The sequence below is a fragment of the Syntrophotalea acetylenica genome (assembly GCF_001888165.1).
GTDB lineage: Bacteria > Desulfobacterota > Desulfuromonadia > Desulfuromonadales > Syntrophotaleaceae > Syntrophotalea > Syntrophotalea acetylenica.
Map to the genome: position 1 here is coordinate 2,817,692 of NZ_CP015455.1, position 24,779 is coordinate 2,842,470.

Annotated in this window: 24 protein-coding genes, 1 tRNA gene, 1 other RNA gene and 2 pseudogenes; 1 reads left to right on the plus strand and 27 read right to left on the minus strand. The window is 60.7% G+C overall.

All coding sequences use genetic code 11. The annotated features are described in order from the left end of the window. Positions 1 to 38: 38 nt before the first annotated feature. The gene (locus A6070_RS13230; RefSeq protein ID WP_072286214.1) at positions 39 to 1,013 is read left to right on the plus strand and encodes an arsenic resistance protein; all 975 of its coding nucleotides are present in this window, start codon (positions 39 to 41) and stop codon (positions 1,011 to 1,013) included. A 52-nt stretch (positions 1,014 to 1,065) separates the two neighbouring features. On the opposite strand, the gene A6070_RS13235 is transcribed toward A6070_RS13230, so the two are convergent. From A6070_RS13235 to rho, 27 genes and pseudogenes are all read right to left on the minus strand, one after another. Beyond that, entirely contained in the window at positions 1,066 to 1,557 is a 492-nt protein-coding gene (locus tag A6070_RS13235; RefSeq protein ID WP_072286215.1) for an NUDIX domain-containing protein, read from the minus strand. 35 nt (positions 1,558 to 1,592) lie between these two features. Then, positions 1,593 to 2,621 carry an LOG family protein gene (locus A6070_RS13240; protein WP_072286216.1) on the minus strand — a complete coding sequence of 343 codons (1,029 nt, stop codon included), beginning with the start codon at positions 2,619 to 2,621 and terminating at the stop codon, positions 1,593 to 1,595. A gap of 27 nt (positions 2,622 to 2,648) precedes the next feature. Next, on the minus strand, positions 2,649 to 2,828 hold the full coding sequence (locus tag A6070_RS13245; protein WP_072502104.1) for a hypothetical protein: 180 nt from the start codon (positions 2,826 to 2,828) through the stop codon (positions 2,649 to 2,651). 104 nt (positions 2,829 to 2,932) lie between these two features. Next, complete coding sequence (locus tag A6070_RS13250) at positions 2,933 to 3,217, minus strand: hypothetical protein (RefSeq protein ID WP_072502105.1); 285 nt, start codon at positions 3,215 to 3,217, stop codon at positions 2,933 to 2,935. An 84-nt stretch (positions 3,218 to 3,301) separates the two neighbouring features. Further along, an RNA gene (rnpB, locus tag A6070_RS13255) (RNase P RNA component class A) lies at positions 3,302 to 3,695 on the minus strand. 19 nt (positions 3,696 to 3,714) lie between these two features. Further along, entirely contained in the window at positions 3,715 to 4,428 is a 714-nt protein-coding gene (locus A6070_RS13260) for a zinc ribbon domain-containing protein (RefSeq protein ID WP_072286218.1), read from the minus strand. Continuing rightward, entirely contained in the window at positions 4,379 to 5,617 is a 1,239-nt protein-coding gene (locus tag A6070_RS13265) for a Nif3-like dinuclear metal center hexameric protein (RefSeq protein WP_145926368.1), read from the minus strand. The genes A6070_RS13260 and A6070_RS13265 overlap by 50 nt, the downstream gene beginning before the upstream one ends. 107 nt (positions 5,618 to 5,724) lie before the next feature. Continuing rightward, a tRNA-Ile gene (locus tag A6070_RS13270) sits at positions 5,725 to 5,800 on the minus strand. Positions 5,801 to 5,838: 38 nt separating this feature from the next. Beyond that, on the minus strand, positions 5,839 to 7,602 hold the full coding sequence (rpoD, locus tag A6070_RS13275; RefSeq protein WP_072286219.1) for an RNA polymerase sigma factor RpoD: 1,764 nt from the start codon (positions 7,600 to 7,602) through the stop codon (positions 5,839 to 5,841). A 71-nt stretch (positions 7,603 to 7,673) separates the two neighbouring features. Next, positions 7,674 to 9,008: a DNA primase gene (locus tag A6070_RS13280; protein WP_236718885.1), complete on the minus strand. Its 1,335-nt coding sequence runs from the start codon at positions 9,006 to 9,008 to the stop codon at positions 7,674 to 7,676. Beyond that, positions 8,921 to 9,487 (minus strand): CHC2 zinc finger domain-containing protein, encoded by a 567-nt coding sequence (locus tag A6070_RS16170; protein WP_236718886.1) that lies wholly within the window; start codon positions 9,485 to 9,487, stop codon positions 8,921 to 8,923. Before A6070_RS16170 ends, A6070_RS13280 begins: the two co-directional genes overlap by 88 nt. Next, positions 9,484 to 11,850, minus strand: coding sequence for an endonuclease MutS2 (locus A6070_RS13285; protein ID WP_072286221.1), 2,367 nt, complete (start codon positions 11,848 to 11,850; stop codon positions 9,484 to 9,486). The genes A6070_RS16170 and A6070_RS13285 overlap by 4 nt, the downstream gene beginning before the upstream one ends. Before the next feature lie 25 nt (positions 11,851 to 11,875). Then, complete coding sequence (locus A6070_RS13290) at positions 11,876 to 12,376, minus strand: CvpA family protein (RefSeq protein ID WP_072286222.1); 501 nt, start codon at positions 12,374 to 12,376, stop codon at positions 11,876 to 11,878. Between the two features lie 19 nt (positions 12,377 to 12,395). Next, positions 12,396 to 12,845 (minus strand): GatB/YqeY domain-containing protein, encoded by a 450-nt coding sequence (locus A6070_RS13295; RefSeq protein WP_072286223.1) that lies wholly within the window; start codon positions 12,843 to 12,845, stop codon positions 12,396 to 12,398. Between the two features lie 96 nt (positions 12,846 to 12,941). Next, positions 12,942 to 13,583, minus strand: a complete 642-nt coding sequence (locus A6070_RS16580; RefSeq protein WP_072286224.1) for a phosphoribosyl-ATP diphosphatase — start codon at positions 13,581 to 13,583, stop codon at positions 12,942 to 12,944. A 28-nt stretch (positions 13,584 to 13,611) separates the two neighbouring features. Further along, positions 13,612 to 14,379: an imidazole glycerol phosphate synthase subunit HisF gene (gene hisF, locus A6070_RS13305; protein WP_072286225.1), complete on the minus strand. Its 768-nt coding sequence runs from the start codon at positions 14,377 to 14,379 to the stop codon at positions 13,612 to 13,614. A 240-nt stretch (positions 14,380 to 14,619) separates the two neighbouring features. Further along, the gene (gene hisA, locus A6070_RS13310; protein WP_072286226.1) at positions 14,620 to 15,351 is read right to left on the minus strand and encodes a 1-(5-phosphoribosyl)-5-[(5-phosphoribosylamino)methylideneamino]imidazole-4-carboxamide isomerase; all 732 of its coding nucleotides are present in this window, start codon (positions 15,349 to 15,351) and stop codon (positions 14,620 to 14,622) included. Further along, positions 15,351 to 15,970: pseudogene (hisH, locus tag A6070_RS16775) on the minus strand (imidazole glycerol phosphate synthase subunit HisH). Before hisH ends, hisA begins: the two are co-directional and overlap by 1 nt. Before the next feature lie 3 nt (positions 15,971 to 15,973). Next, positions 15,974 to 16,561: an imidazoleglycerol-phosphate dehydratase HisB gene (hisB, locus tag A6070_RS13320; protein ID WP_072286228.1), complete on the minus strand. Its 588-nt coding sequence runs from the start codon at positions 16,559 to 16,561 to the stop codon at positions 15,974 to 15,976. Positions 16,562 to 16,626: 65 nt separating this feature from the next. Then, positions 16,627 to 17,918, minus strand: a pseudogene (hisD, locus tag A6070_RS13325) (histidinol dehydrogenase). 13 nt (positions 17,919 to 17,931) lie between these two features. Beyond that, positions 17,932 to 18,591, minus strand: coding sequence for an ATP phosphoribosyltransferase (gene hisG, locus A6070_RS13330; RefSeq protein WP_072286229.1), 660 nt, complete (start codon positions 18,589 to 18,591; stop codon positions 17,932 to 17,934). 151 nt (positions 18,592 to 18,742) lie between these two features. Further along, a complete protein-coding gene (murA, locus tag A6070_RS13335) occupies positions 18,743 to 19,996 on the minus strand; it encodes a UDP-N-acetylglucosamine 1-carboxyvinyltransferase (protein WP_072286230.1) in 1,254 nt (417 codons plus the stop codon). A gap of 81 nt (positions 19,997 to 20,077) precedes the next feature. After that, positions 20,078 to 20,932, minus strand: a complete 855-nt coding sequence (prmC, locus tag A6070_RS13340; protein WP_083558497.1) for a peptide chain release factor N(5)-glutamine methyltransferase — start codon at positions 20,930 to 20,932, stop codon at positions 20,078 to 20,080. A 2-nt stretch (positions 20,933 to 20,934) separates the two neighbouring features. Further along, the gene (gene prfA / locus A6070_RS13345) at positions 20,935 to 22,002 is read right to left on the minus strand and encodes a peptide chain release factor 1 (protein WP_072286232.1); all 1,068 of its coding nucleotides are present in this window, start codon (positions 22,000 to 22,002) and stop codon (positions 20,935 to 20,937) included. A gap of 41 nt (positions 22,003 to 22,043) precedes the next feature. Then, complete coding sequence (thyX, locus tag A6070_RS13350) at positions 22,044 to 22,730, minus strand: FAD-dependent thymidylate synthase (RefSeq protein ID WP_072288014.1); 687 nt, start codon at positions 22,728 to 22,730, stop codon at positions 22,044 to 22,046. Between the two features lie 146 nt (positions 22,731 to 22,876). After that, the gene (gene rpmE / locus A6070_RS13355; protein WP_072286233.1) at positions 22,877 to 23,086 is read right to left on the minus strand and encodes a 50S ribosomal protein L31; all 210 of its coding nucleotides are present in this window, start codon (positions 23,084 to 23,086) and stop codon (positions 22,877 to 22,879) included. A gap of 125 nt (positions 23,087 to 23,211) precedes the next feature. Beyond that, positions 23,212 to 24,459, minus strand: a complete 1,248-nt coding sequence (gene rho / locus A6070_RS13360; RefSeq protein WP_072286234.1) for a transcription termination factor Rho — start codon at positions 24,457 to 24,459, stop codon at positions 23,212 to 23,214. Positions 24,460 to 24,779 lie beyond the last annotated feature (320 nt).

Genomic DNA, 24,779 nt, shown 5'->3' on the forward strand with positions numbered 1-24,779 from the left:
GGCACGTGGTTTCCCAGCGGTCGTTTCAAGGAGGATTTATGTGGAAGATTCTGTCTTACCTGCAAAAAAACCTGATCTGGACCATTCCCGCCATGATGATTGCCGGGCTTTTGTATGGCCGGTTTCTGGACGCATCTCCCCTCAAGGGGAGCATCATCCCCCTGACCTTTCTGATGGTTTATCCCATGATGGTCAACCTGCAGATCGACAAGGTTTTTTCCAGGGAAGGTCAGCGCTGTCAACTGGTGACGCAGATCATTAATTTCGCCATTATTCCCTTCGTGGCTTTCTTTCTGGGCCGCTGGTTTTTCCCCGGCCAGCCGATGGTGGTGCTCGGCCTGCTGCTTGCGGCACTGCTGCCGACCAGCGGCATGACCATCACCTGGACCGGGTTTGCCGGCGGGGACATCAATGCCGCCATCAAAATGACGGTCATCGGGCTGGTGGCGGGATCCATTGCCACGCCGTTTTATGCCAAATGGCTGATGGGGACCGTGATCGAAATCCCGCTGCTCGATGTCTTCAAGCAGATCATCCTTATCGTTTTTGTGCCCATGGTGCTGGGTTACCTTACGCAGAAATGGCTGATCCGCCGCTACGGGCAGGAGGCTTACCAGCGTGACCTGAAGAAGAAATTTCCCATGCTGTCCACCGCAGGCGTGCTCGGCATTGTATTTGTCGCCATGGCGCTCAAATCCGGCAGCATCCTCGGCAACCCCGGCATGCTGCTGGGTTATCTGGCACCGCTGGTCCTTTTGTATCTGATCAACTTCCTGCTGAGCACGGTGGTGGGGAAACTGTACTTTCCACGGGGTGAAGCCATTGCCCTGGTCTATGGCACGGTGATGCGCAACCTGAGCATCGCGCTGGCCATCGCCATGACGGTTTTTCGGGATAAGGGGGCGGAAATCGCCATTATTATCGCCATGGCCTATATCGTACAGGTCCAGGCGGCGGCATGGTACGTCAGACTTACCGACCGGCTCTTCGGCAAGGCCCCTGAAACAGCCTGAGAAAGGCGCGGCGGTGCGGCACCGGACGGTGCCGCCCGCTAACGGATCGGTTTCAGTATTCCCGGCGGGAAAAATAGGCCATGCCGGCCTCGGCATGCAGCTGGAAGGCCATGCCGGTCAGGGCGGTCCGCACAGCGCGCTCGGTGGTTTCGTCGGTCGGAACGAAATCGGGCAGATCCGCCGCGCGGCGCGGCGCCGAAAGACCGAAAATAAGCAGCGTCCCGTCCGGGGCGCTGCGCACCCGGAACTCGCGGATTTCCCCGGGGTCCAGCGTTACATGGGTCTCCTCCAGCACCTCCCGGGCACCGGCTTCCTGCCAGGTTTCACCGAGATTGACGTAGCCCCCGGGAAAGGCCCACTTGCCGAGGCCCGGCTCGATGCCGCGACGGATCTGCAGCAGGCCGTCATCGACGGGCAGCAGCATCACCACCACCGGCAGCGGGTTGAGAAAGCTGATCTGGCCGCAGTTGCTGCAGGTCCGGGGCCAGGGCTGATTGTCGATAAACGGATGGCCGCAGAACGAACAGTGGGAATGTCTGGTCATGGGCTTTTCCTTTCCTTCGCGCGGGATCGGCCGGCTCAAAAGGTATTCAGTCGCCGGATAAATGCCAGCAGCAGGCCGTAACTGCGCCGGTTGAACTCGAAGGATAGACGCGGCAGCGGCAGCAGATCGGGCTGATCCTTCTCGGCAGGCAGCGGCCCGGTTTGTTGCAAATGGCAGTCGGGCTCCTTGATTTCGGGGAATTCGTCCTCCAGCGTCTCGATCTGTTCCCGCGACAGCGGTTTATTGAGGCGGATGACCAGGGTCTTGCCGACAAACCGCATGGAATGGTAGACCCGGTAAAAAGCATCGATGATGGCCACCGCCTCGGCCGGATCGCGGGTGATGGAGAAAAGGCTGAAATCCTCGCCGGAAATCAGACCCGCCTTGAGCAGCGGGTCTTTCATGAAACTCAACACCCGCTCCCAGTAATCGCCCTCGTCACTATCGATGAGCACCAGTGGAATCGGCGGATTTTTGCCGGTCTGCATCAGGGTAAGGGTTTCCATGGCTTCGTCGAGGGTGCCAAATCCGCCGGGAAACAGGGCCACGGCGGCAGCCTCTTTGAGGAAAGCCACTTTACGGTTAAAGAAGTATTTATAGGTGATGACATTGGGGCTCTGGCTCATCACCGGGTTGGTTTCCTGTTCATGGGGCAGGCGGATGTTGACGGCAAAGGAATTTTCGGCGCCGGCGCCTTCGTTGCCGGCCTGCATGATGCCGCCGCCGCCGCCGGTTATCACCATGTAGCCCTTGTCCGCCAGGAGCCGCGCAAAGCTCACGCATTTCTGGTAAATCGGCGCTTCCCTGCCGGTGCGGGCGGAGCCGAATATGGTAACCTTCTTGCGCTCCCGGTGGGCGCCGAACAGGCGGTTGGTAAAGCTCATTTCCTTCAGGGTGGTGCGCATCAGCTTCAGATCGGCCAGATAATCGATTTCCTGACCGGCGGAGAGGGTGGCCAACAGCATCTCCCTGACAATCCCGGGATGATGCACACCGGCAAGATCCACCAGTTCCTGCACCAGTTCATCGAGCCGGCCGTTGGGCTGCTTGAAGTGGATATCCATGAAATACAATCCTCCGTAAAGACAGAATCAGGCGCCGCAATCCGACGCGGATGCCTGCGAACCCGGTGCCGCAAGCAAGCCCTGCCCGTTCAGACGCTCCGCACGGATCAACAGGCCGTGCGGGCTGGCGCCCGCGAAGCGCTGGCTGAAGGCCAGGTATTGCCGCCGCAGCATGTCTTCCAGCTGCCGGGCCTGTTGCTGCTGCACCGGCGTCAGGCGCTCCCACACCTGTTCACACAGAAAAATGACGCAATTGAACGGGCGTTTGTCAACGGCCAGGCGGCAGCCATCGGCTGCGAGAAAAGGGCAGGTCAGGGCAAAGTCGGGGTCGGGGGGGACAAGCCTTCGGCCAGCCAGGCGAGAAGATTGACCAGGGTGAAATGATGGGTACCGCAGGCACAGCAGGCGCCTTGACAGCGGCTGCACAGGGAAGGCCCGTCGGCGGCCAGAAACAGCGCGTGCAGCTGCTGCTGGCCGCGGCCGATGCGGCGCACCGCCTCGCCGATCCATGACCGCTGTTCATCTCCAAGGGCTTGAAAGTCCGCTGCGACGGAGCGCAGGGTGCGTTGCCACAGTTGGTGTCGTTGCTGAATCATCAGGCTCCAACGTCAAGCGGCACGGTGCCGTTGGCCCGTGCCGCTGTCCCGGTTTTCTGAAACATGGTCGGGATAAAAAAGGATGGCCAAAGAGAGCCGTAAGCCGGGTCCTGTTCCCCGCACCGGTTACCCGCATGCAGGGCGATGATCATTCCTCTAGGACCGCCGTCGCCGGCGGCCTCAAGCAGCCAACCCGGAAGTCTCGGGCGGGCCGCCCTCAAACACTTCCCTATTTGGCCTTGCTCCGGATGGGGTTTACCGAGCTTCCGGCGTCACCGCCGGAACTGGTGAGCTCTTACCTCACCGTTTCACCCTTACCCGCCTTGCCGAGGCGTTGCGGGCGGTTTACTTTCTGTGGCACTTTCCCTGGGGTCGCCCCCGGTTCCCGTTAGGAACCATCCTGCCCTGCGGAGCCCGGACTTTCCTCCCGCCCACCTCCGCCTCAGCGGGGCAGGCCGGCGATCACCTGGCTTTCTTTGACCATCCCATGGTAATTGTCAGTCTTCTCGCCCGGTCACGAACAGCAGCCGGTTGCAATGGGGGCAACTCTGAATCTGCGGCTCCAGGAACAGGCTGTTGAACAGCTGCGGCGGCAGGTGCATGTGACAGCCGGTGCAGTTGCCGTCACGCGCTTCCACAACAGCCACTCCGCCACGCCGCTCCATAAGCAGGGCATAGCGCTTCTGAAGTTGCTTGGGGAGCGGATCGAAATGCGTGCTGCGCTGACCGGCCTTTTCCTCAAGCATTTTATCACAGGCGCCGAGAGCTTCGGTAATCTCATTACCGCGCGCCTCGGAGCGGGCCTTGAGTTCTTCCAGCTGACCGAGCTTTTCCTCTTTTTCAGCCTGGAGATCGGCGATGCGAGCCAATTTTTCATCGCATTGCGCGGTCAGATCCTTGGTCATCTTTTTGGTGGCATCGATCTCCTTGAGCACCGCCAGATATTCCTTCTGGGTTTTGATCTCCGGCAACCGGTCTTCTGAGCGCCTGACGTGGACATCTTCCTGAGCCAACCCCTGATGAAGTTCTTCTATCTGGCTCTGAAAGCCGCTTATCTCCTCATCCAGGCTATCCACCATGGCCTGTATGCGCAGCTTTTCACTTTCCAGATCCGCTTGTTCCTTCTCCAGGTTGCGGCGTTCCTGACGGATGCCATTCAATTCACGGTCGAGTTCCTGCAAAGCCCTGAGAAGTTCTATTTGTTCGTGCACGTTGTTGCCTCCCTGGTTCTCCGGTAATACCTTTTTTACTGCCGTCTACCAATAAAAAGGGGGGATCAGACCGTAACAAACGGATCCTGCTCCCCCCGAGTTCTTCGAATTCCACGGTCATGCGCCGTTCCGCAGCGGCCTCGCGCAACGCTGCGGCCAGGTGCTTGACCATGATATGTTCCGTACCGAAATGGCCGGCATCGATCAGTGCCACCCTGCCGGAACGGGCCACGAGCGCCTCGTGGTATTTCACGTCACCGGTGACCAGCACATCGGCGCCCTGCCGGACGGCTTCACCCAGCAGAGAAGCGCCGCTGCCTCCGCACACGGCAACCTTGGCCACCTGTTGCTCCAAATCTCCGACAACACGAAGATGCGGAACCCCCAGGCCGAGCTTGACATTCCGGGCAAAGCTGCCGAGGGTGGCGGAACCCGCCAGATAACCGATGCGACCGAGTCCGACATCCGGGCGCTGGTTGGCCAGCGGCACCAGATCGTAGGCCACCTCCTCGTAGGGATGGGCCTTGAGCATGCGCTGAATGGCACGGGCCTGCACCTCGGGCGTCAGAACGGTTTCGATGCGAACCTCGGCGACCTGCTCCATGCTGCCCGGTTGGCCGATAAATGGCCGGCAGTCCTGTCCGGAGCGAAAAGTGCCGGTGCCATCAACGCGGAAGGAACAGCGGTCGTAATCGCCGACGGTTCCGGCGCCGGCCTCGAAAAGCGCCGAGGCCACCCGTTCCTCGTAGCCTCTGGGAACGTAAACCGCGAGCTTGAACAGGGTGCCGCCGCAGGCTTTCAGCGGCGTGGTTTTTTCGATGCCGAGAATCGCAGCGAGCCAATCGTTGAGACCGTTTGTCGCGCAATCGAGATTGGTGTGGGCGCTGATAATGGCAACCCCTTCACGAATCGCCCGCATCAGCAGGCGCCCGGTTTCATCGGCGGCGCTGATGCGTTTCAAGGGCTGGAAGATCGCCGGGTGGTGGCTGACAATGACCTGGACTCCGGCCTGCAACGCCCGATCCAGAGCCGCTTCACAGACATCCAGACAGACCAGGACGCGACGCACCGGGGCTGCGGGATCCCCGGCCTGCAGGCCGACATTGTCCCAGCTTTCGGCCAAAGCCGGCGGATACAGGCGGTTCAGCAAGCCAAGCAGATCTTGTACGCGAACGGTGCATTCCTTCATAAGCAGCCAGTTTGAAAAAAGAAGAGTGCAACTCTATCGTTGCACTCTTCGGTAGCAGGGGTGGTACTGTATGTATTCGTGAGTTCTCGCCTCATCACCCATCCGAGTGGTGGGCCCACCAGGATTCGAACCTGGGACCAACCGGTTATGAGCCGGTGGCTCTACCAACTGAGCTATAGGCCCGGAACAGTCCATCAGTTTAAAATTTCGGATTCATCGTGTCAAGTGGTTTCCACGAAACTCTTCAGCCGCTTGGCGCGGCTGGGGTGACGCAGTTTGCGCAGCGCCTTGGCCTCGATCTGGCGAATGCGTTCACGGGTAACGGCGAAGTCCTGCCCGACCTCTTCCAGGGTATGATCGGATTTTTCGCCGATACCGAAGCGCATGCGCAGAACCTTCTCTTCCCGCGGTGTCAGCGATGCCAGCACCCGCGCCGTCTGATCCGACAGGTTGCTCTTGATGACCGCCTCCAGCGGCGACACCACGCCCTTGTCCTCGATAAAATCCCCCAGGGAAGAATCCTCTTCCTCACCGATGGGCGTTTCGAGGCTGATCGGCTCCTTGGCGATCTTGAGAACCCGCCGCACCTTTTCCAGCGGCAATTCCATGCGCTCGGCAATTTCCTCGGGCACCGGTTCACGCCCCATCTCCTGCACCAGTTGACGGCTGGTACGGATCAGTTTGTTGATGGTTTCAATCATATGCACCGGGATGCGGATGGTGCGCGCCTGATCGGCAATGGCGCGGGTAATGGCCTGCCTGATCCACCAGGTCGCATAGGTGGAAAATTTGTAACCGCGCTGATATTCGAACTTGTCGACGGCTTTCATCAGGCCGATGTTGCCTTCCTGAATCAGATCCAGAAACTGCAAGCCGCGATTGGTGTATTTCTTGGCGATGGAAACCACCAGCCGCAAGTTGGCCTCGACCAGTTCGCTCTTGGCCGCCTTGGCGCGCCACTCGCCCTTCTGCACTTCCTTGAGGGACTCCAGCAGCTCCTCCGGTGCGAAACCTGATTCCTCCTCGACACGGTTGAACTTGCGCTGCGCGCCCTTGAGACGCTTTTCCACCGAAAGCAGGGTATCGACGGGGACATTCAGCTCCTGCGAGATGCGGTGCGCTTCCTCGTCGCTTTTGCGCATGCGCCGCAGCAACCGCTTGATTTCCTTGTGAGGCTGCTTAAGCTCATCCTCGCAGGCCTGCACCTCGGAAAGTCCTTTCTTGACCTGCTGCGCCATCTCCTTGAGTCGGTCGACAATCTTGTCAACCTGAAAGTCCTTCAGGCGGATTTCACGCATCAACTCGCTGATGACGAGCTTGATATCTCCGATCTGGGTACGCAGTGCGTTGCGTTGCTGACGGTCCCCACAGTCAGCCAGCCGCTGGCGCAGCTCCATGAGCTGCTCGTTATGCTGACGGATCTTTTCCACCAGCCCCAGAATGCGCTCCCGCTGCACCCCTTCGGCATCGGCGCCCTCTTCCTCTTCGTACTCCTTGGTGATCTCGGCCACGCCAATCTGTTCCCTGGCGAGTTTTTCACCCAGGCGGATCACTTCGCGAAAGGCGATGGGCGTCTTCATGATCACCCTGGCAACCAGCGCCTCACCTTCCTCGATGCGCTTGGCAATCTCGACTTCGCCCTCACGGGTCAACAGGGAAACCTGTCCCATCTCGCGCAGATACATGCGCACCGGATCGCTGGTCCGTCCCAGGGTCCCGGCTTCGTATTCGGTTTCCTCTTCCTCTCCGGATTCGCCGCCTTCTTCATCACCTTCCCCCTGGGTCTGGGGCAGAGACACCTTTTGCTCCGAATCGACCACCTCGATGTCCATTTCCCCGAACAGGCTCATGACATCGTCCAGCTGGTCGGAAGAAACAACGCTTTCCGGAAGATAATCGTTCACCTCATCATAGGTAAGGTAACCTTTTTCCTTGCCCATATCGATAAGCTGCTGCACTTCTTCCATGCCATGCTTCTTGGCCATTCTCGATGTTCTCCTCTGGACTTCCTGCAAATATTGGAAGTCATCGGTTTGTTAAGTACCGATTTGGAAAATTACCCTTTGAGTCTGCGCGTCAATTCCTGAAATTCACGCTGCCAGTTTGCCAGTCCACTGAAATCCTGACCTCTTTCGGCCTCGCGCATCAGCCCCTGCAGTTGCTGTAACCGCTGCTTCATGCGCTCTTTCTTCACCGTTTCGCGGCACTGCTGGAAAAGCTCGTCGGAATTTTCCGCATACAGTCCTTCGTCTTCTATCAGGATACCCGAAAGCAGCCCCTGCTGGGTCGCGTCCAGGTCATCAATTCGCATTTTTTCCTCGAGCGGAGCGTTTTCCGCCGGAAGGGCGACGGCCCGTTCGGCAAGCAGGTGCATATCCCCCGCATCGAACAACTCATCGATCCCGATGCGCCGGGCTTCGTCCCGGGCCACCTCGTAACTGAGCAGCAGCCGCAGCAGAATCCGCTGCGCCTTGAGCGCCACGCTCGGCGCCGCCGCAACCGCCCGGGAATCTACCGCCGCCGGTGGCCGCGCGGTGACCACTGAGACGCGCGGCGGCACGCTGGGCTGCGCCACGGGTCGCACCTTGCGACGCAGCAGCGCTTCATCCAGCCCGGTTCGGGAGGCCAGCTCCTTCAGATAAAGGTCCCTTTCGATGTCGCCCGGCAACAGTCGCAGTCTGGCGAGAATCTTTTCCACCGCCCTGGCCCGGTTTTCGATCCCGGCCCCGTGCTCCTCCAGGGTCTGGGCCATGAACATTTCCAGCGCCGGACGTGCCGCCGCCAGCCGTTCGCGCATGTCATCCGCATCGTGCTTGCACAGAAAGGAATCAGGATCCTCACCGGCATCCAGGGTCACCACCATGGTCTGAAGCCCTTCGGGCACCAGCACGTCCATGGCGCGAACGGTCGCCTTGCGACCGGCATCATCCTGATCAAACAATAGCAGCACACGGTCGGCGAAACGCTTGAGCAACCGTACATGCTCCGCGGTCAGAGCCGTACCGCAGGTGGCCACGGCATTGCAGAACCCCGCCCGATACAGGGCCATCTGATCGAAATAGCCCTCCACCACGATAGCGTCACCGCTTTGGCGCATGGCGTCCCGCGCCTGGCAGAGTCCGTACAGGACCCGGCTTTTATGGTAAATAGGCGATTCGGGGGAATTGATATATTTGGGCCCGCTGCCCTGCAGAAGACGTCCGCCGAAGGCCACGGCCCGACCTCGCTCGTCGAAAATCGGAAACAGCAGCCGGGCCCGGAACAGATCGTAATCGCCTCGTCCCTGTTCATGACTGGCACGGATCAGACCGATCCGGTCCCGTGCCCAGACCGGATCAAAACCCTTCGCTCGCAGGTGCTTCGCCAGCGCTTCCCACCCCCGGGCGCCCATCCGAGGCGGAACTGCCGGGCCAACTCGCCATCGAATCCGCGCTGGCGCAAATAGTCACGGGCCGGCTTGCCCTGGGGATCTTCCACCAGCAGCCGATGGTAAAAATCACAGGCCACTTCAACGACCCGCAACATCCGTTCACGTTCTTCGCGCCGCCGCTCCTCCTCCGGAGTAACCTGCTCTTCCTCGACCTCGATCCCGTAACGTTCGCCGAGACGCCGCACGGCGTCAGGGAAATTCAGACCCTCGATATTCATCAGGAAGGCAAACACGTCGCCGCCGACACCGCAACCGAAACAATGATAAATCTGCCGGTCGGCATTGACGTTGAAAGACGGCGTCTTTTCCGCATGAAACGGACACAGGCCGACGTGATTGCGGCCGGAACGTTTCAGCGAAACGTAATCCGAGATCACCTCGACGATATCGGCCCGCGTGCGGATTTGCTCAACCTTGTCCTCCGCGATTCTGCCCGTCATGTCTTTCTCAACTGCACCAGCGTCACGTTGTCGCCGCCCTGCCCGACGTCCGCCGCATGGAATCCCGCCACTTCGCGATGTTCGGCGAGAAATTCCCGCACCACCTTGCGCAGCACCCCTTCACCGGAGCCGTGCACGATTTCCAGTTCCGGCATGCCATGCAGCAGAGCATCATCCACAAACCGCTCCAGCAGCGGCAAAGCCTCGTCGACCCGCTTGCCGACCAGCATCAGACGCGGGCTGAAGGCGTCACGCTGCACCCTGCCGCGCACCGCGCCGCCACTCTGACGAACCGCGAACCGCCGTGGACGAAAGGCCTCCAGCGACGCCAGCGGCAGGCGCAGCTTTTTGCCCTGCACGGTCATCTCGATGGCGTCGCCCTGTACCCGCACCACTTCGCCTTCGGCGCGCAGTGTGGGGATGCGTACCAGCTCTCCGACGGTCACCGACTTCGGGGCACGGTCCCGGTGCGGCGGCACGGGTTGCGCCCGATGCAGATCATCGCGCACGGCGCGCATCTCGGTGGTCAGCCGGGCCTGCTCTGGCACCTGCTGTCCGGTTTCCCGGGCCTGCTGCAGCAAATCCCTGATCTTGCGTTCGGCATCGCGCACCAGCTGATCGCCGCGACGCCGGGCTTTTTCCAGCAGCGCCTGCCGTTGTGCCTCGAAATCATCCAGCAGTTTTTTGCGCCGCGCCCGCTCCTGCTCGGCTCGCGCCCGCAATTTTCGGGCTTCGGCCAGTTCCTGTTCGAGGGCGTGCTGCCGGGCATTGATCCTTTCCATCAGCTCCAGCCCGGCCTTTTCGCCGTCTCCGAGGTAATCCTCGGCGCACCGCATGATTTCGTCAGGCAAACCGAGACGACGGGCGATGGTAAAGGCCTGGCTGGCACCGGGGATGCCGTAATGCAATCGATAGGTCGGCCGCAGCGTGACAGGATCGAATTCAACCGCTGCATTTTCCACGCCGTCCCGGGTGGCGGCATAGCCTTTGATCAGGTTCAGATGGGTCGTGGCCACCGCACGCACCCCCGCATTCCGCAGATGGTCCAGGATGGCCATGGCCAGAGCACCGCCCTCGGCGGGATCGGTGCCTGTACCGAGCTCGTCCAGCAACACCAGGGTACCGGGACCCGCCGCCTCGAGAATCCGGCGCAGGCGGGCAAGATGCCCGGAAAAAGTGGAAAGCTGCTGCTCGATACTCTGCTCGTCGCCAATATCGGCATGCACCGACGAAAACAGAAACAGCCGGCTGTCCGCATCGCAGGGAACCGGCAGGCCGGAGCGCACCATGAGCACCAGAAGACCGATGGTTTTCAGGGCAACACTCTTGCCACCGGTGTTGGGTCCGCTGATCACCAGAACCTGACGATCCCGGCCGAGCTTCAGATCAACCGGAACAGCCCTGGCCGCATCGATCTCCCCATGCGGCCCGATCATCAGTAACGGATGCCGCGCGGCACGCAGGTCGAGCAGCGGCTGGTCGACGATTTGCGGTACGACCGCGCCGCACATCTGCCCGAACCTGGCGGCCGCCCCCCGCAGATCGAAGAGCGCCAGCAAGTTCTGGTTGTGTTCCAGCGGCCCACGCTGATCCCGCACCAGGGCGGACAGGCGCCGCAGAATGCGCTCTTCTTCCCGCTGTTCGGCGCGCTGCAGCGCCTGCAGTTCGTTGTTCCACTCCAGCACGCTGTTCGGTTCGACAAACAGGGTCTGTCCGCTGGCCGACTCGTCGTGAATCAGCCCCTTGATGCGGCCACGGTGATCGGCACGCACCGGTACTACATAACGGCCGTTGCGCTCGGTGACGATGGTATCCTGAAAAACGCCGTTGAATGCTTCGGCATGCAGCATGTCTTCGAGTTTGCGGCGAATGCGGGCACGCAACTGCCGAGATGACTGGCGCAGATCGCCGAGTTCGAAGGAAGCGCTATCCAGAATTTCACCGTGACTACCGATACTGGCGCGGATTTCCCGCTGCAGAGCGTTGCAGGCCGCCAGCCCCGCAGCCAGCAGCCCCAGTTTCGGAGCACGGGACTGCCCGGCAAAATAGCCACGGCAAGCAGCCGCGGCTTCCACTGAAGACAGTACGGCCAGCAGATCTTCGGCCGGCAGCCAGCTGCCGTCCGCATGCAGCCGTCGCAAACTGCGGCGCAGATCACGACAACCACCCAGGGGTGGACGTCCCTGCTGCTCGACAAGCGCCGCCATTTCGGCAACCTCCGCCAGCGCTTCGATCACCTGGGCCGGATTATCGAGCGGATGCAGAGCCAGAATCCGCTCCTGTCCCGGCTCGGTGACGGCATGGCCGGCCAGCAGTCGGACAACTTTATCGTATTCGAGAACCCGCAGGGTTTCTTCGCTCATCAACTCCATGGACCTGCATAATGTTTCAGGACTCGCTTCCCGACGCGGAATCGGCCGGCCCGCCGTAGCGGAACAGGGAGGCGCCCATTTCAACAAGGGGCGGCGCCAGACGTGACTGAAGCATGGGTTTTTGCACGGATTCGGGAAGCGGGCTGCGACTCAGCCCGTACAGAACCAGAATCAATATCGCTCCACCCTGCAGCAGTCCGAACAGGCCACCGGCAACCCTGTTGAAGCCTCCGAGAAAAAGCAACTTGACGAAACGTGACAGAATAAACCCGATTATCGCAAAAATCAAGGCCGTCAGTAAAAACAGGGCGACAAACGCGATAATCACGCCCAGCTGACGCGGCATGGAAAAGGTTTTGAGCAAGCCTTCAGCCAGGTAGGGATGAAACCGCATGGCGACCGCCAACCCGCCGAACAGGCCGAGCAGGGAACAGAGTTCCTTGAGCAGGCCCCGCACCAGCCCCTTGACGAGGAACAGGCCCAGAACGGCGAGTATGGCCATATCGACAACATTCATGCGACACCCTCCATAGGCATTATCCGTGGGCGAGGCGCTCCCTGACCATGTCGCTGACCAGCTTGCCGTCGGCGCGGCCGCGGGTTTCGGCGGAAACGATCTTCATCACCTTGCCCATGTCGCGGGGGCCTGCGGCTCCGGTCTCGGCCACTGCCCGTTCGATCAGGGAGGCGATTTCCTCAACAGCGAGGGGTGCCGGCAGGAATTCCTGCAGAATGGCCAACTCGGCTTCTTCCTTTTCGGCCAATTCGGCGCGGCCGCCTTCCCTGTAAAGCTGCACCGACTCCTTGCGCTGTTTGACCAGGGAAGACAGGACACCGACCACCTCTTCGTCGGCCAGCTCGCCGCGCTGCTCGATCTCGCGGTTTTTGACCGCCGCCAGTACCATGCGCACGGTTGTGAGACGCAGACTGTCCTTGGCCTTCATGGCTGATTTCATGGCATCGCTAAGCTGTTGTTTGAGACTCATGCTGACCCACCTTTTATGAAAAACGTCAACGGAAACCGGCAATTTCGGGACCTCGACTCACACACCTGCCGCCACGGCCCGCGCGCAAGATGTGTTTCACCCCTTGCGGCTGGCCTTTTCCTCGATGCCGGACAGGCCGAACCGCCGCCGCAATTCGGCATAGACGCGCTCCGGCGGCAAATCGTAATAACCGAGCAGTACCAGTACGTGAAAAAACAGATCGGCGACTTCGTAAACCACTTCGTCGGCGCTGCCACCCTTGCCGGCCACCGCGGTCTCGGTGGCTTCCTCGCCGATTTTGCCGAGAATCTTGTCAAGGCCCTTGGCAAACAGGGAAGCCACATAGGACTTCTGCGACGGGTTGTCGCGTCGCTCCAGCACCACCCGGTAAACCTGCTCCAGGATATCGCCCCGGGGCGCGGCCAGAGAGCCTTGCTGTCCGAAAATCACGGTCTTGAAACAATGGCGCGATTCGCCATCCTGCTCCACCGACACCAGCAGGCTGTCACCGGAGCAGCTCAGGCGGATCTCCTTCACCCGCTGGGCGTTGCCGGCATCGGGACCCACCAGCGCCTTTCTGGAACGCGAGTAGCGATGCAGCAGGCCGGTTTCCAGGCTCAGCCGCAGGGCCTGGTCATTGAGCTGCGAAAGCATCAGCACTTCGCCGCTGGCGGCGCAGCGCACCACCGCGGGGATGAGTCCTGCGGCATCGTAGGTGATGTTGTTCTGATCGGTCATGGTTCTGTCTCCCGGCCGTAGCGCCCACTTACAGCCGCGCCGCCACGCCGCGCTGCTGCAGATATTCCTTGCATTCGCGGATCGTGTACTCGCGGAAGTGAAAAATACTGGCGGCGAGGGCAGCACTGGCACCGCCTTCGGTCAGTCCCTGATGGATATGCTCCAGATTGCCGACGCCCCCGGAGGCGATGACCGGGATACTCACCAGATCGCTGATGCCACGGGTCAGAGGAATATCGTAGCCGTCCTTGGTGCCGTCCTTGTCCATGGACGTCAGCAGGATTTCGCCGGCGCCGTAAGCCTCCATGCGCATCGCCCACTCCATGGCATCGATGCCGGTCGGCGTGCGGCCACCATGAATATAGACTTCCCAGCGCTGCGGATCGCTGCCGGCAACGCGTCGGGCATCGATGGCCACCACGATGCATTGGGATCCGAAACGCTCTGCCGCCTCCTTGACGAAGGCGGGGTTGTTGACCGCTTCCGTATTGATGGATACCTTGTCGGCCCCGGCGTTGAGCAGGTTGCGGATATCGTCGATGGTACGGATGCCGCCACCGACGGTCAGGGGCATGAACACCCGCTCCGCGGTGCGCGCCACCACATCGAGAATGATATTGCGCTTGTCGCTGGAGGCGGTGATGTCGAGAAAGGTCAGTTCGTCGGCGCCCTGGGCATCGTAGGCTTCGGCGGCCTCAACCGGGTCGCCGGCATCGCGCAGTTCGAGGAACTGCACTCCCTTGACCACCCGCCCGTCCTTGACATCGAGACAGGGGATAATACGTTTCGTCAGCATGACTCGCCCTTCACAAGATAAGAACGCCGCGGCCCGATTACAAGGGCTGCGAGTTAATTAATTGGATCAAAAACCGGGAAAAACCGGATTTTGCACCGCGGAGACCACTGAGGTCGCAAAGGAAGCATTCAAACCAAAGACCCGTCTCCGTGGACTCAGCGCTCTCCACGGTAAAGATTCAATTTATAGGCAAAGATCAAAATTGCAGGCTTTGTCGGAATCCTCAAAATCGGCGCGGAATCAGGCTTTACCCTTGGTCAGCGCCACGGCTTCGCGCAGATCGAGGCTGCCGGTGTAGAGAGCCTTGCCGGTAATCACGCCGCTCACGCCGTACTTTTCAATGGTCATCAGGCGCGCGATATCGTCGAGACAGGACACGCCCCCGGATGCGATAACGGGGATCTCAATCGATTCGGCCAGGGCGCGGGTCGCCTCCAGATTGGGACCGCCCATCATGCCGTCGCGGGAGATATCGGTATAAATGATCGCCTCGACGCCGAAGCCCTCCATCTCCCTGGCCAGTTCGCTGGCCAGTTTTTCGGTCACGTCGGCCCAGCCGCGCACCGCCACCAAGCCGTCGCGGGCATCGATGCCGACCACAATGTGCCCGGAAAACAGGCGGCAGGCCTCGCGCACCAGATCCGGGTTTTCCTTGGCGACCGTGCCGAGGATCACCCGATCGATACCGAGCTTCAGGTAGGCCTCGATGGTCGCCAGGTCGCGGATCCCTCCTCCCAGTTCGGTGGGGATGGAAACCGCGTCGACAATGGCGCGAATAGCGTCACGATTGCGCGGCACGCCGGCAAAAGCGCCGTCGAGATCGACGATGTGCAGCAATTCGCCGCCCTGCTCCTGCCAGCTGCGGGCCTGGGCGCCGGGATCGTCGCTGTAGACCGTATCCTTCTCCATAAGGCCCTGCTCGAGACGTACGCAGCGCCCTTCCTTCAAATCGATAGCCGGGATGACAATCATTATAACTCTCCGAAGTTTTTGAGGATTTTCAAGCCGACCCGCTGGCTCTTTTCGGGGTGAAACTGGGTCGCCATGAGGTTGTCCCGCCAGATGGCGGTACAAAAGGTGCGACCGTAGTCGGTGGTTGCGGCAACCACCGAGTCATCCTCGGGCACGACATAATAGGAATGCACGAAATAGACCGACTCGCCGTTTTCGATCCCGTTGAAAATAGGGGCCGGACGGCGGATATCGATCTGGTTCCAGCCCATGTGCGGCACCTTGAGCACCTCGCTTCGGCAGCGCATGTCCCCGGGAAGCGCACCACCCGTCCGGGGACGATGTTCAACCCCTTGTGATGGCCGAACTCCTCGCTTTCGGTAAACAGCAACTGCAGCCCCAGACAGATGCCGAGGAACGGCCGACCGGATTCCACATGCCGCAGAATCGGCTCGACGAAGCCGCCGCTGGTTAATTGGTCCATGCAATCGCGAAACGCGCCTACGCCGGGCAGCACCAGCCTGTCGGCCCTGGCCACGACCGCCGGATCGTCCGTCACCCGGGCCTCGAAGCCGACCTTTTCGAAGCCTTTCTGCACGCTGCGCAGATTGCCCATCCCGTAATCGACAATCACAATCATCCGTTACAGCTTTCCTTTGGTGGACAGCACCCCTTCGATGCGGGGATCGACACCGGTAGCCTCGTCCAATGCCCGCGCGAAGGCCTTGAAAACGCCTTCGATCATGTGGTGCAGATTACGGCCGTAGACCAGATTGACGTGCACGTTGGCCCCGGCGTGGTTACAGAATGCGGTAAAAAACTCCTCGACCAGTTCCACGTCGAAGGTACCGAGCTTGGCTTTGGGAAGATCCATGTTGTAGACCAGGCAGGCCCGTCCCGAAAAATCGAGGCACACCGAGGCCAGGGTCTCGTCCATGGGGACAGTCGCGGCACCGTAACGGCGGATGCCCCGTTTATCGCCGAGGGCCGCGGCGAACGCCTGCCCGAGACAGATCCCCAGGTCTTCCACCGAGTGGTGGTCGTCGACCTCGATATCGCCTTCGGCCGCAACCGTCAGGTCGAAAAAACCGTGACGGGACAGCAACGTCAGCATGTGGTTCATAAAGGGAACCGGCGTGTCGATACGGCTTTCCCCCCGGCCGTCGAGGGTCAGGCTCAAATGGATGTTGGTCTCCCCGGTCTGTCGATCGATGGTGGCGCTGCGAGACATGGCTAACCCCCTTGCCAGCAGATGGTTGACACAGGCTGTGAAAGGCCCGCCCACAAGGACGGGAACTAGAGATCGCTGAGGCGAATGCTGACCGAACGCCCATGGGCTTCGAGCCCCTCCAACCCGGCCAGATGCACGATGGCTGGACCCAGCCGCCGCAGCCCCGCCCGGGAAAAAGAGATAATGCTCGATTTCTTGACGAAGTCGTCCACGCCCAGTGGCGAGAAGAAACGCGCCGTGCCGCCGGTCGGCAGGGTATGGTTGGGGCCGGCCAGATAATCGCCTGCCGCTTCGGGGCAGTGGTGCCCCATAAAAATGGCGCCCGCATGGCGGATTTTCGGCAGCAGGGAAAAGGCATCGCTTACCGCCAACTCCAGATGCTCCGGAGCGATGCGGTTGCTCAGCGCCACCGCTTCGTCCAGATCCCTGGCGATCAGGATGGCGCCGAAATCTTCGATGGAACGGCGCGCGATGGCGGCCCGCTGCAGGGTGGACAGATGCTCCTCCACGGCCTGCTGCACACGGCGGCCGAAACCGGCATCGGTGGTCACCAGAATAGCGGCCGCCAATTCGTCGTGCTCGGCCTGGGACAGCAGGTCGACGGCAATATGCTCCGGGCTGCCGCTGCCGTCATTGATCACCAGTATTTCGCTCGGCCCGGCGATCATGTCGATGTCGACCTGGCCGAATACCATTTTTTTAGCAGTGGCGACATAGATGTTACCCGGGCCGGTGATCTTGTCGACCCGCGGTACGGTCTCGGTGCCGTAGGCCAGCGCGGCAACCGCCTGGGCGCCACCGATTTTAAAAATACGGTCGACGCCGGCCAGATGCGCCGCCGCCAGCACATGGGGATTGACTTCCCCGCGCGGCATCGGCACCACCATGACAACCTCTTCCACGCCGGCAACCTTGGCGGGAATGGCGTTCATCAGTACCGAGGAGGGGTAACTGGCCTTACCGCCAGGCACATAGATCCCGACCCGTTCCAGGGGCTGCACCATCTGGCCCAGCACGACGTCCTGCTCGTCGGTGGTCAACCATGTTTCGGTTTTCTGGCGACGATGGAAGGCAGCGATACGATCGGCGGCCAGTTGCAGCGCCTGCAGCGATACCGTGTCGACAGCGGCCAGCGCCGCGTCGATCTCGGCGGGTGAAACTTCCAGCCCGGCGGGGGTAAGATTCATGCCGTCGAAACGGGCGGTATATTCGAGCAGCGCTGCATCTTTGCGCAACCGTACCGCCTCCAGAATTTCCCGCACGGTCTCCTCGACCCCCTCGGGGGGCTTTTCCCCCGCGCGACAATCGCACCGAGGGCGGATTCGAATCCGGCATCGTCAAATGACAGCAATCGCATCATGGCTCGCTCCTCAACCGTTGGCGGATTCCGCTGCCAGAACCTTTTCCAGATCCTGGATAATGCGGGTAATACGCTGATGCTTGGTCTTGAGGCTGGCGCGGTTCACGATCAGGCGACTGGTGATTTCGGCAATGGTCTCCACTTCCACCAGACCGTTTTCACGCATGGTCGCTCCCGTCGAAACCAGATCGACGATACGCTCCGCCAAACCGACGAGGGGCGCCAGTTCGATAGAGCCGTAAAGCTTGATGAGTTCGACCTGCACGCCGCGCCCGGCGAAAAACCGCTCGGTGACATTGGGATACTTGGTCGCCACGCGGATATTGGACCAACTGGCAGGATCCTCATCGCGCAACAGCTCTCCGGGCTCGGCCACCACCAGACGGCAATAGCCGAACTTCAGATCGAGAGGCTCGTAGAGGTCCTTGCCCTGCTCCAGCAGGGTATCCTTGCCCACCACCCCGAGATCGGCACAACCGTATTCGACATAGGTCGGCACATCGGTGGCCCGCACCGCCATGAAGCGGAATTTGGTCTCGGGATTCTCGAACACCAGTTTGCGGCTATCGCCCTGCATTTCAGGGCAGGTGATGCCGATTTTGGCGAACAACTCCATGGAGTCCTGCATGATGCGCCCCTTGGGCAGGGCAAACGTTATGTAATCGCTCATAATTCATTCGTCCTTTGTCAGTTGTCCATGGTTCGTCGTCCACTGTCGCGATCGAGGTGCCGGCAGACAATTTACCGCGGACGATGTTTCATCATCGAGCAGCGGCATGGTCTTTTGCGACGAACCACGGACCAGGGACAACGGACAGCAGTTACGCCTTTACCCGTTCAATCCGCGCACCGAGAGCGCGGAACTTGTCCTCGATGCGTTCGTATCCACGGTCGAGATGGTAAATGCGCGACACGGTCGTGGTATTTTCCGCGGACAGGCCGGCCAGCACCAGACAGGCGCTGGCCCGCAGATCGGTAGCCATGACCGGGGCGCCAAGCAATCCCTTGACACCGTTGATCTTTGCCATTTTGCCATCGATGGCGATATCGGCGCCGAGCCGCTGCAATTCGCATACATGCATGAAGCGGTTCTCAAACACGTTTTCGGTTATCACGCTGGTGCCGTCGGCGATGCTCATCAACGCCATGAACTGCGCCTGCATATCCGTCGGGAAGCCGGGGTGCGGACCGGTTTTGATATCGACGGGAGCAATGCGTCGCGGGCCCTGCACACGCAAGACATGATCTTCGATGCTGATTTCGGCGCCAGCCTCCTGCAGTTTGCTGACAAGCGCCTCGAGATCGGCTTGCCTCGCCCCCAGCAAACGCACGTCACCCCGGGTCATGGCAGCGGCAACCATAAAGGTGCCCGCCTCGATGCGGTCGGGCATGACGGTATGGCGCAGCGGCTGCAGATCATCGACCCCTTCAATGATGATGCGATCGGTGCCGGCCCCTTCGATACGGGCCCCCATGGCCGTCAGCGCGGCGGCCAGGTCAACGATTTCAGGCTCGCAGGCGGCATTTTCGAGAACCGTCGTTCCGCGCGCCAGGCAAGCCGCCATCAGCAGATTTTCGGTACCGCCGACAGTGGGAAAATCGAAATAGATGTTGGCGCCCTGCAAACGCTTGGCGCGGGCCTCCACGTAACCATGGTCGAGATCGATGCGAGCGCCCATGGCCTCGAAACCCTTGAGATGGAGATTGATGGGGCGGGCACCGATGGCGCAGCCCCCGGGCAGACTGACGCGGGCATGACCCAGCCGTGCCAGCAACGGCCCGAGCACCAGCACCGATGCGCGCATGGTGCGGACCAGATCGTAAGGTGCCTCGACGCTCTGAATCCGCGTCGCATCGACCGCGAACACACCTTCGTCCCGAGTCACTTCGGCTCCGAGGATGGTCAGCAGTTTTTCGGCGGTGCCGATATCCCGCAGATCCGGGACATTTTCGAGCTGATGCCGTCCGGAACCGAGCAAGGTTGCGAACAGCAAAGGCAGCGCGGCATTTTTAGCGCCGCTGACCCGGACCTCACCCTTGAGCCGGTTTCCACCATGAACGATTATTTTTTCCAAATCCGCCACCACCTTTGTTCAAATAGAGGGCGCTTGTTTCATTTTGCAGGATCGGCCAATGGGGCCGTCAGGTTCCGGAAATCACCCGCCAGTGGCGCGTCGCGACCCCACCACCCGCGGCACACCGCCATAATCGGCCCGGCAGAAACTCTCCTGCAGACCGGCGGCTTCAAACAGTTTCTGAACATGGCACGCCTGGCCGATGCCGACCTCGACCAGCAGCCAGCCCCCGGGCGCCAGGCGGCCGGCCGCCTGAGCCGCCAGGATCCGGTAAGGATCGAGCCCGTCGTCGCCGCCATCGAGGGCGCGGCGGGGTTCGAAGTCGCGGACTTCGGGCATCAGCCCGTCCAGATCGGCACGCGGAATATACGGCGGGTTCGACACGATCAGATCAAACGGCCCCTCCGGCAGCAGCGCCAGGTCGGCTTCGACAAACCGGATATGCGCCTCGACACCGTTGCGTCGCGCGTTGCCCGCAGCCACCTGCAGAGCCCGCGGGCAGATATCGAGAGCCACAACCCGGGCATCGCGCCACTCACTGGCCAGGGCAATCGCGATCGCGCCGCTGCCGGTGCCGACATCCAGCACACGGCCGCCCGTGGCAACCCGCAAGGCCTCTTCGATCAGAACCTCGGTATCCTGCCGGGGGATCAATACCGCCGGCGAAACAGCCAGTGGCAGGGACCAGAATTCCGTTTCCCCGAGGATATACTGCAACGGCTCCCGGCGGGCCCGGCGCACCAGCAGAGCACGAAATGCCGCCAGCTCGGACGCTTCCAGGGGGCGATCAAAATGCAGGTACAGGCCAACGCGGTCCAGACCGAGACAGGCACCGAGCAGCAGTTCGGCATCCCGCCGGCCGCCTTCGATCCCCTTGTCACGAAAAAAATCGGCGGTCCATTGCAAAATTTTGAGAACCGTCCAGGTTTGCGCCAAGCTCAAGCCTCCTGGGCCGCCATCGCCTCACTCTGATAATGCAAGGTCAGGGGCTCGATGAGTTCGGTCAGGCTGCCCTGCATAATGCTGTCCAGCCGGTAAAGAGTCAGACCGATGCGATGATCGGTACAGCGCCCCTGGGGGAAATTGTAGGTGCGGATGCGCTGACTGCGGTCGCCGCTGCCGACCTGGCTTTTTCGATCGGCGGCCATCTGCGCCTGCTGGTCGGCAACCATCCGGTCGAGAATGCGCGACCTGAGCACCTTCATGGCCTTGGCCTTGTTTTTGTGCTGGGATTTTTCATCCTGGCAGGAAACGACCACTCCCGTCGGCAAATGGGTAATGCGCACCGCCGACTCGGTCTTGTTGACGTGCTGCCCTCCGGCGCCGGAAGCCCGGTAAACGTCGATACGCAGATCGCCCGGATCGATATCGATATCCACATCCTCGGCCTCGGGCAGCACCGCCACGGTACAGGCGGAAGTATGGATTCGTCCCTGCGCTTCGGTTTCCGGCACCCGCTGCACGCGGTGGGTCCCGCTTTCGTACTTGAGCCGGGAATAAACCCGGGCGCCACTGATCATGGCGATGACTTCCTTGAAGCCGCCCGCTTCCGACTCGGAAACGCTGAGGGTCTCGACCTTCCAGCCCTGTGTCTCGGCAAATCGGCCGTACATGCGGAACAGATCGCCGGCAAACAGGGCCGCTTCGTCGCCGCCGGTACCGGCACGGATCTCGAGAATGACGTTTTTGTCGTCATTGGGATCCTTTGGCAACAGCAGAACCTTGAGCTGGCTCGCCAGTTCCTCCCGCCGCGCCTCCAGTTGCGGCAGTTCGCCCCGGGCCATATCGCGCATTTCCGGATCGCTGTCCTGCAGCAATTCACGATTGCCTTCGATCTCCTCACCCACGCGCTTGTAGTCGCGATAGGCCTCGACCACTTCCAGAAGCTCGGCGTGCTCCCGGGTCAGATCCAGAAAGCGTTTCTGCTGCGACACCACGGCCGGGTCGGCCAGCAGCCCTTCGACCTCACGGAACCGGTCTTCCACTTCTTCAAGCTTGTTGAACATACCTTTGCTTTCTGTCGCCTTGGTCCGATCATGGCGGAATGTTACAGGTCGGCGAATTCCCTGCGCACCTGATCCGCCTGGCCGCAACCCATGGCCCCTTCCGGACAGGCGCCGTGCAGGCAGCCGGGACCGGCCCCGGCGAACAGTCGCGGCGCCGCGCCACGTGCCAGGCGCAGCATCTCCACCGCCAGGTCACGTATTTCCCACTGGGCCCGCCGGCAGCAGCGCAAGGCGAAAAAATGCAGCAACTCACGGGCATTCATGGTCAGAACCAGCTTGGTGGCCGCCGAGTTTGGCAACACGAAGCGAGCATCCTCGGCAGGCACCCCGGCCTCCATCAATCTGCCATAAACCCGGTGCATTTCCTGCATCGCGGCCTCGAAAATCTCCACAAGGGCGGGATCCCGGGCGATGGACGGAGGGGTCACAGTCTCGAACCGCTCCCGGTGCGATACGTAGCGCTGGCTCTGCTGGGAATAGGATGCCAGGCGATGACGCACCAGCTGATGAGAGCAGGCGCGACTGATCCCCTCGACACCAAAGGTGAAGGAAACATGCTCCAGGGTAGACAGATGACCGACGGCAAGAATCTTGGCGAGAAGGGCCTCCCGGCGGTCACCGTCCTGCTGCAGCAGGTCTTCGACGGAAGAGGCCGAATAGCACAGCCGGGCGGCGGCAGCCACCAGCCGCTCGGGTTCGGGAGTATGTGTCAACAGTTTTACGCGCATATTTTTCCCGACCCGGGCCCATGGAAACCGCGGCACATACTGCGAGCCGGCAACCATCAGGCCCAAATGCAACAGGGCAGAAACGACCCCTGCCGCTTCTGCCTGCATGCAATGAACAAACGGCCCCGGAGGGCCGTCTCCGGCGATTACTTATCGTTTTTGGCGTATTTTTTGCGGAAACGATCAATCCGACCGGCTGTATCGAGAAGTTTCTGCTTGCCGGTGAAGAACGGATGGCAGGCGGAGCAGACCTCGACCTGGATATCGGCACACTTGGTCGACCGGGTTTCGATGACATTGCCGCAGTGGCACTTGATCTCCACCGCTTCGTATTTGGGATGGATTCCTTCTTTCATGGCATTTTCTCCTTGATGCCCTGGCTTGGTACAGGGCGATAACGTAAAGCGTATTGCGCTGCAAGGCAAAGCGTATTTTTTACCATTTAAGACCGCTGATCGCAAGCCTTTTCTGAACAAAAACCCTACTGATTCATGGAATCGAAAAACTCTTCATTGGTCTTGGTGGCAGACAGTTTTTCCAGCAGGAACTCCATACTGTCGACCACATTCATGGAGGACAACACCTTGCGCAGCAACCACAGACGCTGCAATTGGGTCTGCCCGACGAGCAGCTCCTCGCGGCGGGTACCGGACTTGTTGGCGTCGATGGCCGGAAAGGTGCGCTTGTCGACCAGACGCCGGTCAAGCACCGCCTCCATGTTGCCCGTCCCCTTGAACTCCTCGAAAATGACCTCGTCCATCTTGCTGCCGGTGTCGACCAGCGCCGTGGCGATAATGGTCAGGCTGCCGCCCTCCTCGATATTGCGGGCCGCGCCGAAAAAGCGCTTGGGTTTGTGCAGGGCATTGGAATCGACCCCGCCGGACAGAATCTTGCCACTCGGCGGCACCACCGTATTATAAGCGCGGGCAAGGCGGGTGATGGAGTCGAGCAGAATCACCACGTCGCGCTTGTGTTCCACCAGGCGGCGGGCTTTTTCGATGACCATTTCAGCGACCTGCACGTGACGCGTGGCCGGTTCGTCGAAGGTGGAGGAAATGACCTCGCCCTTGACGGAACGCTGCATGTCCGTCACCTCTTCGGGGCGCTCGTCGATAAGCAGGACAATGAGGTAAACTTCGGGATGATTGACCGCTATGGAATTGGCGATGTTCTGCAGCAGGATGGTTTTGCCGGTGCGGGGCGGCGCCACGATGAGGCCGCGCTGGCCCTTGCCGATGGGCGTCACGAGATCCATGACGCGCATGGAAAGATTGTCCGGGGTGGTCTCCAGAACGATGCGCTCCTGGGGATAGAGCGGAGTCAGGTTGTCGAACAGGGTCTTGTCCCGGGCGATGGCAGGATTTTCGAAGTTGACCTCGGCGACCTTGAGCAGGGCGAAGTAGCGCTCACCCTCCTTGGGCGGACGTATCTGTCCGGCGACCGTATCGCCAGTGCGCAGGTTGAAGCGCCGGATCTGCGATGGCGACACATAGATATCGTCGGGTCCAGGCAGATAGTTGGCATCGGGAGCCCGCAAGAAACCGAAGCCGTCCGGCAGGATTTCCAGCACCCCTTCACCAAAAATGGCGCCGTTTTTCTCCGCGGTCGCGTTGAGAATCGTGAAGATCAGATCCTGCTTGCGCATACCGGCGGCGCCGTCCAGCTTGAGTTCCTTGGCAATAGCCGCCAAATCGGTAATCTTCTTTTCCTTAAGTTCCTTTAAATTCATTTTTTCTCCTGTGAATGCACGCCGGCCACAACTGTCCTTCGGCCGTCATGCATGCCGGCTCCGATGGGGCGGATTTACCGCCTGAGCCCGTCACCGCGATCGCCCGAACCGCGCGGATTGTTACAGATCCTGGAAAAGCTGCAGAAAGGGTGGGACGATTTTCCTTATCTATATATGGATGCGGCACACGACATACACGCCGTTGCACCGAATATTGGGAATCTGGTTCCTTTTATGTTGCCGGGCAAACTGTTTTTTTAACGGGATGATGTTCCGAAAGGTATCTTGGTATGGGATTTCTGTCCTGAAGAAGCGAACTG

Excerpts from the sequence above, each read along its gene's own strand:
- hisA (WP_072286226.1), bottom strand. The coding sequence starts at position 15,351 with ATGATTGTCATCCCGGCTATCGATTTGAAGGAAGGGCGCTGCGTACGT.
- hisB (WP_072286228.1), bottom strand. The coding sequence starts at position 16,561 with ATGTCTCGCAGCGCCACCATCGATCGACAGACCGGGGAGACCAACATC.
- A6070_RS13290 (WP_072286222.1), bottom strand. The coding sequence starts at position 12,376 with ATGAATGTTGTCGATATGGCCATACTCGCCGTTCTGGGCCTGTTCCTC.
- A6070_RS13230 (WP_072286214.1), top strand. The coding sequence starts at position 39 with ATGTGGAAGATTCTGTCTTACCTGCAAAAAAACCTGATCTGGACCATT.
- thyX (WP_072288014.1), bottom strand. The coding sequence starts at position 22,730 with ATGCGCGTAAAACTGTTGACACATACTCCCGAACCCGAGCGGCTGGTG.
- hisG (WP_072286229.1), bottom strand. The coding sequence starts at position 18,591 with ATGAGCGATTACATAACGTTTGCCCTGCCCAAGGGGCGCATCATGCAG.
- A6070_RS13285 (WP_072286221.1), bottom strand. The coding sequence starts at position 11,850 with ATGAGCGAAGAAACCCTGCGGGTTCTCGAATACGATAAAGTTGTCCGA.
- A6070_RS13280 (WP_236718885.1), bottom strand. The coding sequence starts at position 9,008 with ATGGGCGCCCGGGGGTGGGAAGCGCTGGCGAAGCACCTGCGAGCGAAG.
- prfA (WP_072286232.1), bottom strand. The coding sequence starts at position 22,002 with ATGTTCAACAAGCTTGAAGAAGTGGAAGACCGGTTCCGTGAGGTCGAA.
- A6070_RS13265 (WP_145926368.1), bottom strand. The coding sequence starts at position 5,617 with ATGAAGGAATGCACCGTTCGCGTACAAGATCTGCTTGGCTTGCTGAAC.
- A6070_RS13250 (WP_072502105.1), bottom strand. The coding sequence starts at position 3,217 with ATGATTCAGCAACGACACCAACTGTGGCAACGCACCCTGCGCTCCGTC.
- A6070_RS13295 (WP_072286223.1), bottom strand. The coding sequence starts at position 12,845 with ATGAGTCTCAAACAACAGCTTAGCGATGCCATGAAATCAGCCATGAAG.
- A6070_RS16580 (WP_072286224.1), bottom strand. The coding sequence starts at position 13,583 with ATGACCGATCAGAACAACATCACCTACGATGCCGCAGGACTCATCCCC.
- rpmE (WP_072286233.1), bottom strand. The coding sequence starts at position 23,086 with ATGAAAGAAGGAATCCATCCCAAATACGAAGCGGTGGAGATCAAGTGC.
- A6070_RS16170 (WP_236718886.1), bottom strand. The coding sequence starts at position 9,487 with ATGACGGGCAGAATCGCGGAGGACAAGGTTGAGCAAATCCGCACGCGG.
- A6070_RS13240 (WP_072286216.1), bottom strand. The coding sequence starts at position 2,621 with ATGGATATCCACTTCAAGCAGCCCAACGGCCGGCTCGATGAACTGGTG.
- A6070_RS13235 (WP_072286215.1), bottom strand. The coding sequence starts at position 1,557 with ATGACCAGACATTCCCACTGTTCGTTCTGCGGCCATCCGTTTATCGAC.
- hisF (WP_072286225.1), bottom strand. The coding sequence starts at position 14,379 with ATGCTGACGAAACGTATTATCCCCTGTCTCGATGTCAAGGACGGGCGG.
- rpoD (WP_072286219.1), bottom strand. The coding sequence starts at position 7,602 with ATGGCCAAGAAGCATGGCATGGAAGAAGTGCAGCAGCTTATCGATATG.
- rho (WP_072286234.1), bottom strand. The coding sequence starts at position 24,459 with ATGAATTTAAAGGAACTTAAGGAAAAGAAGATTACCGATTTGGCGGCT.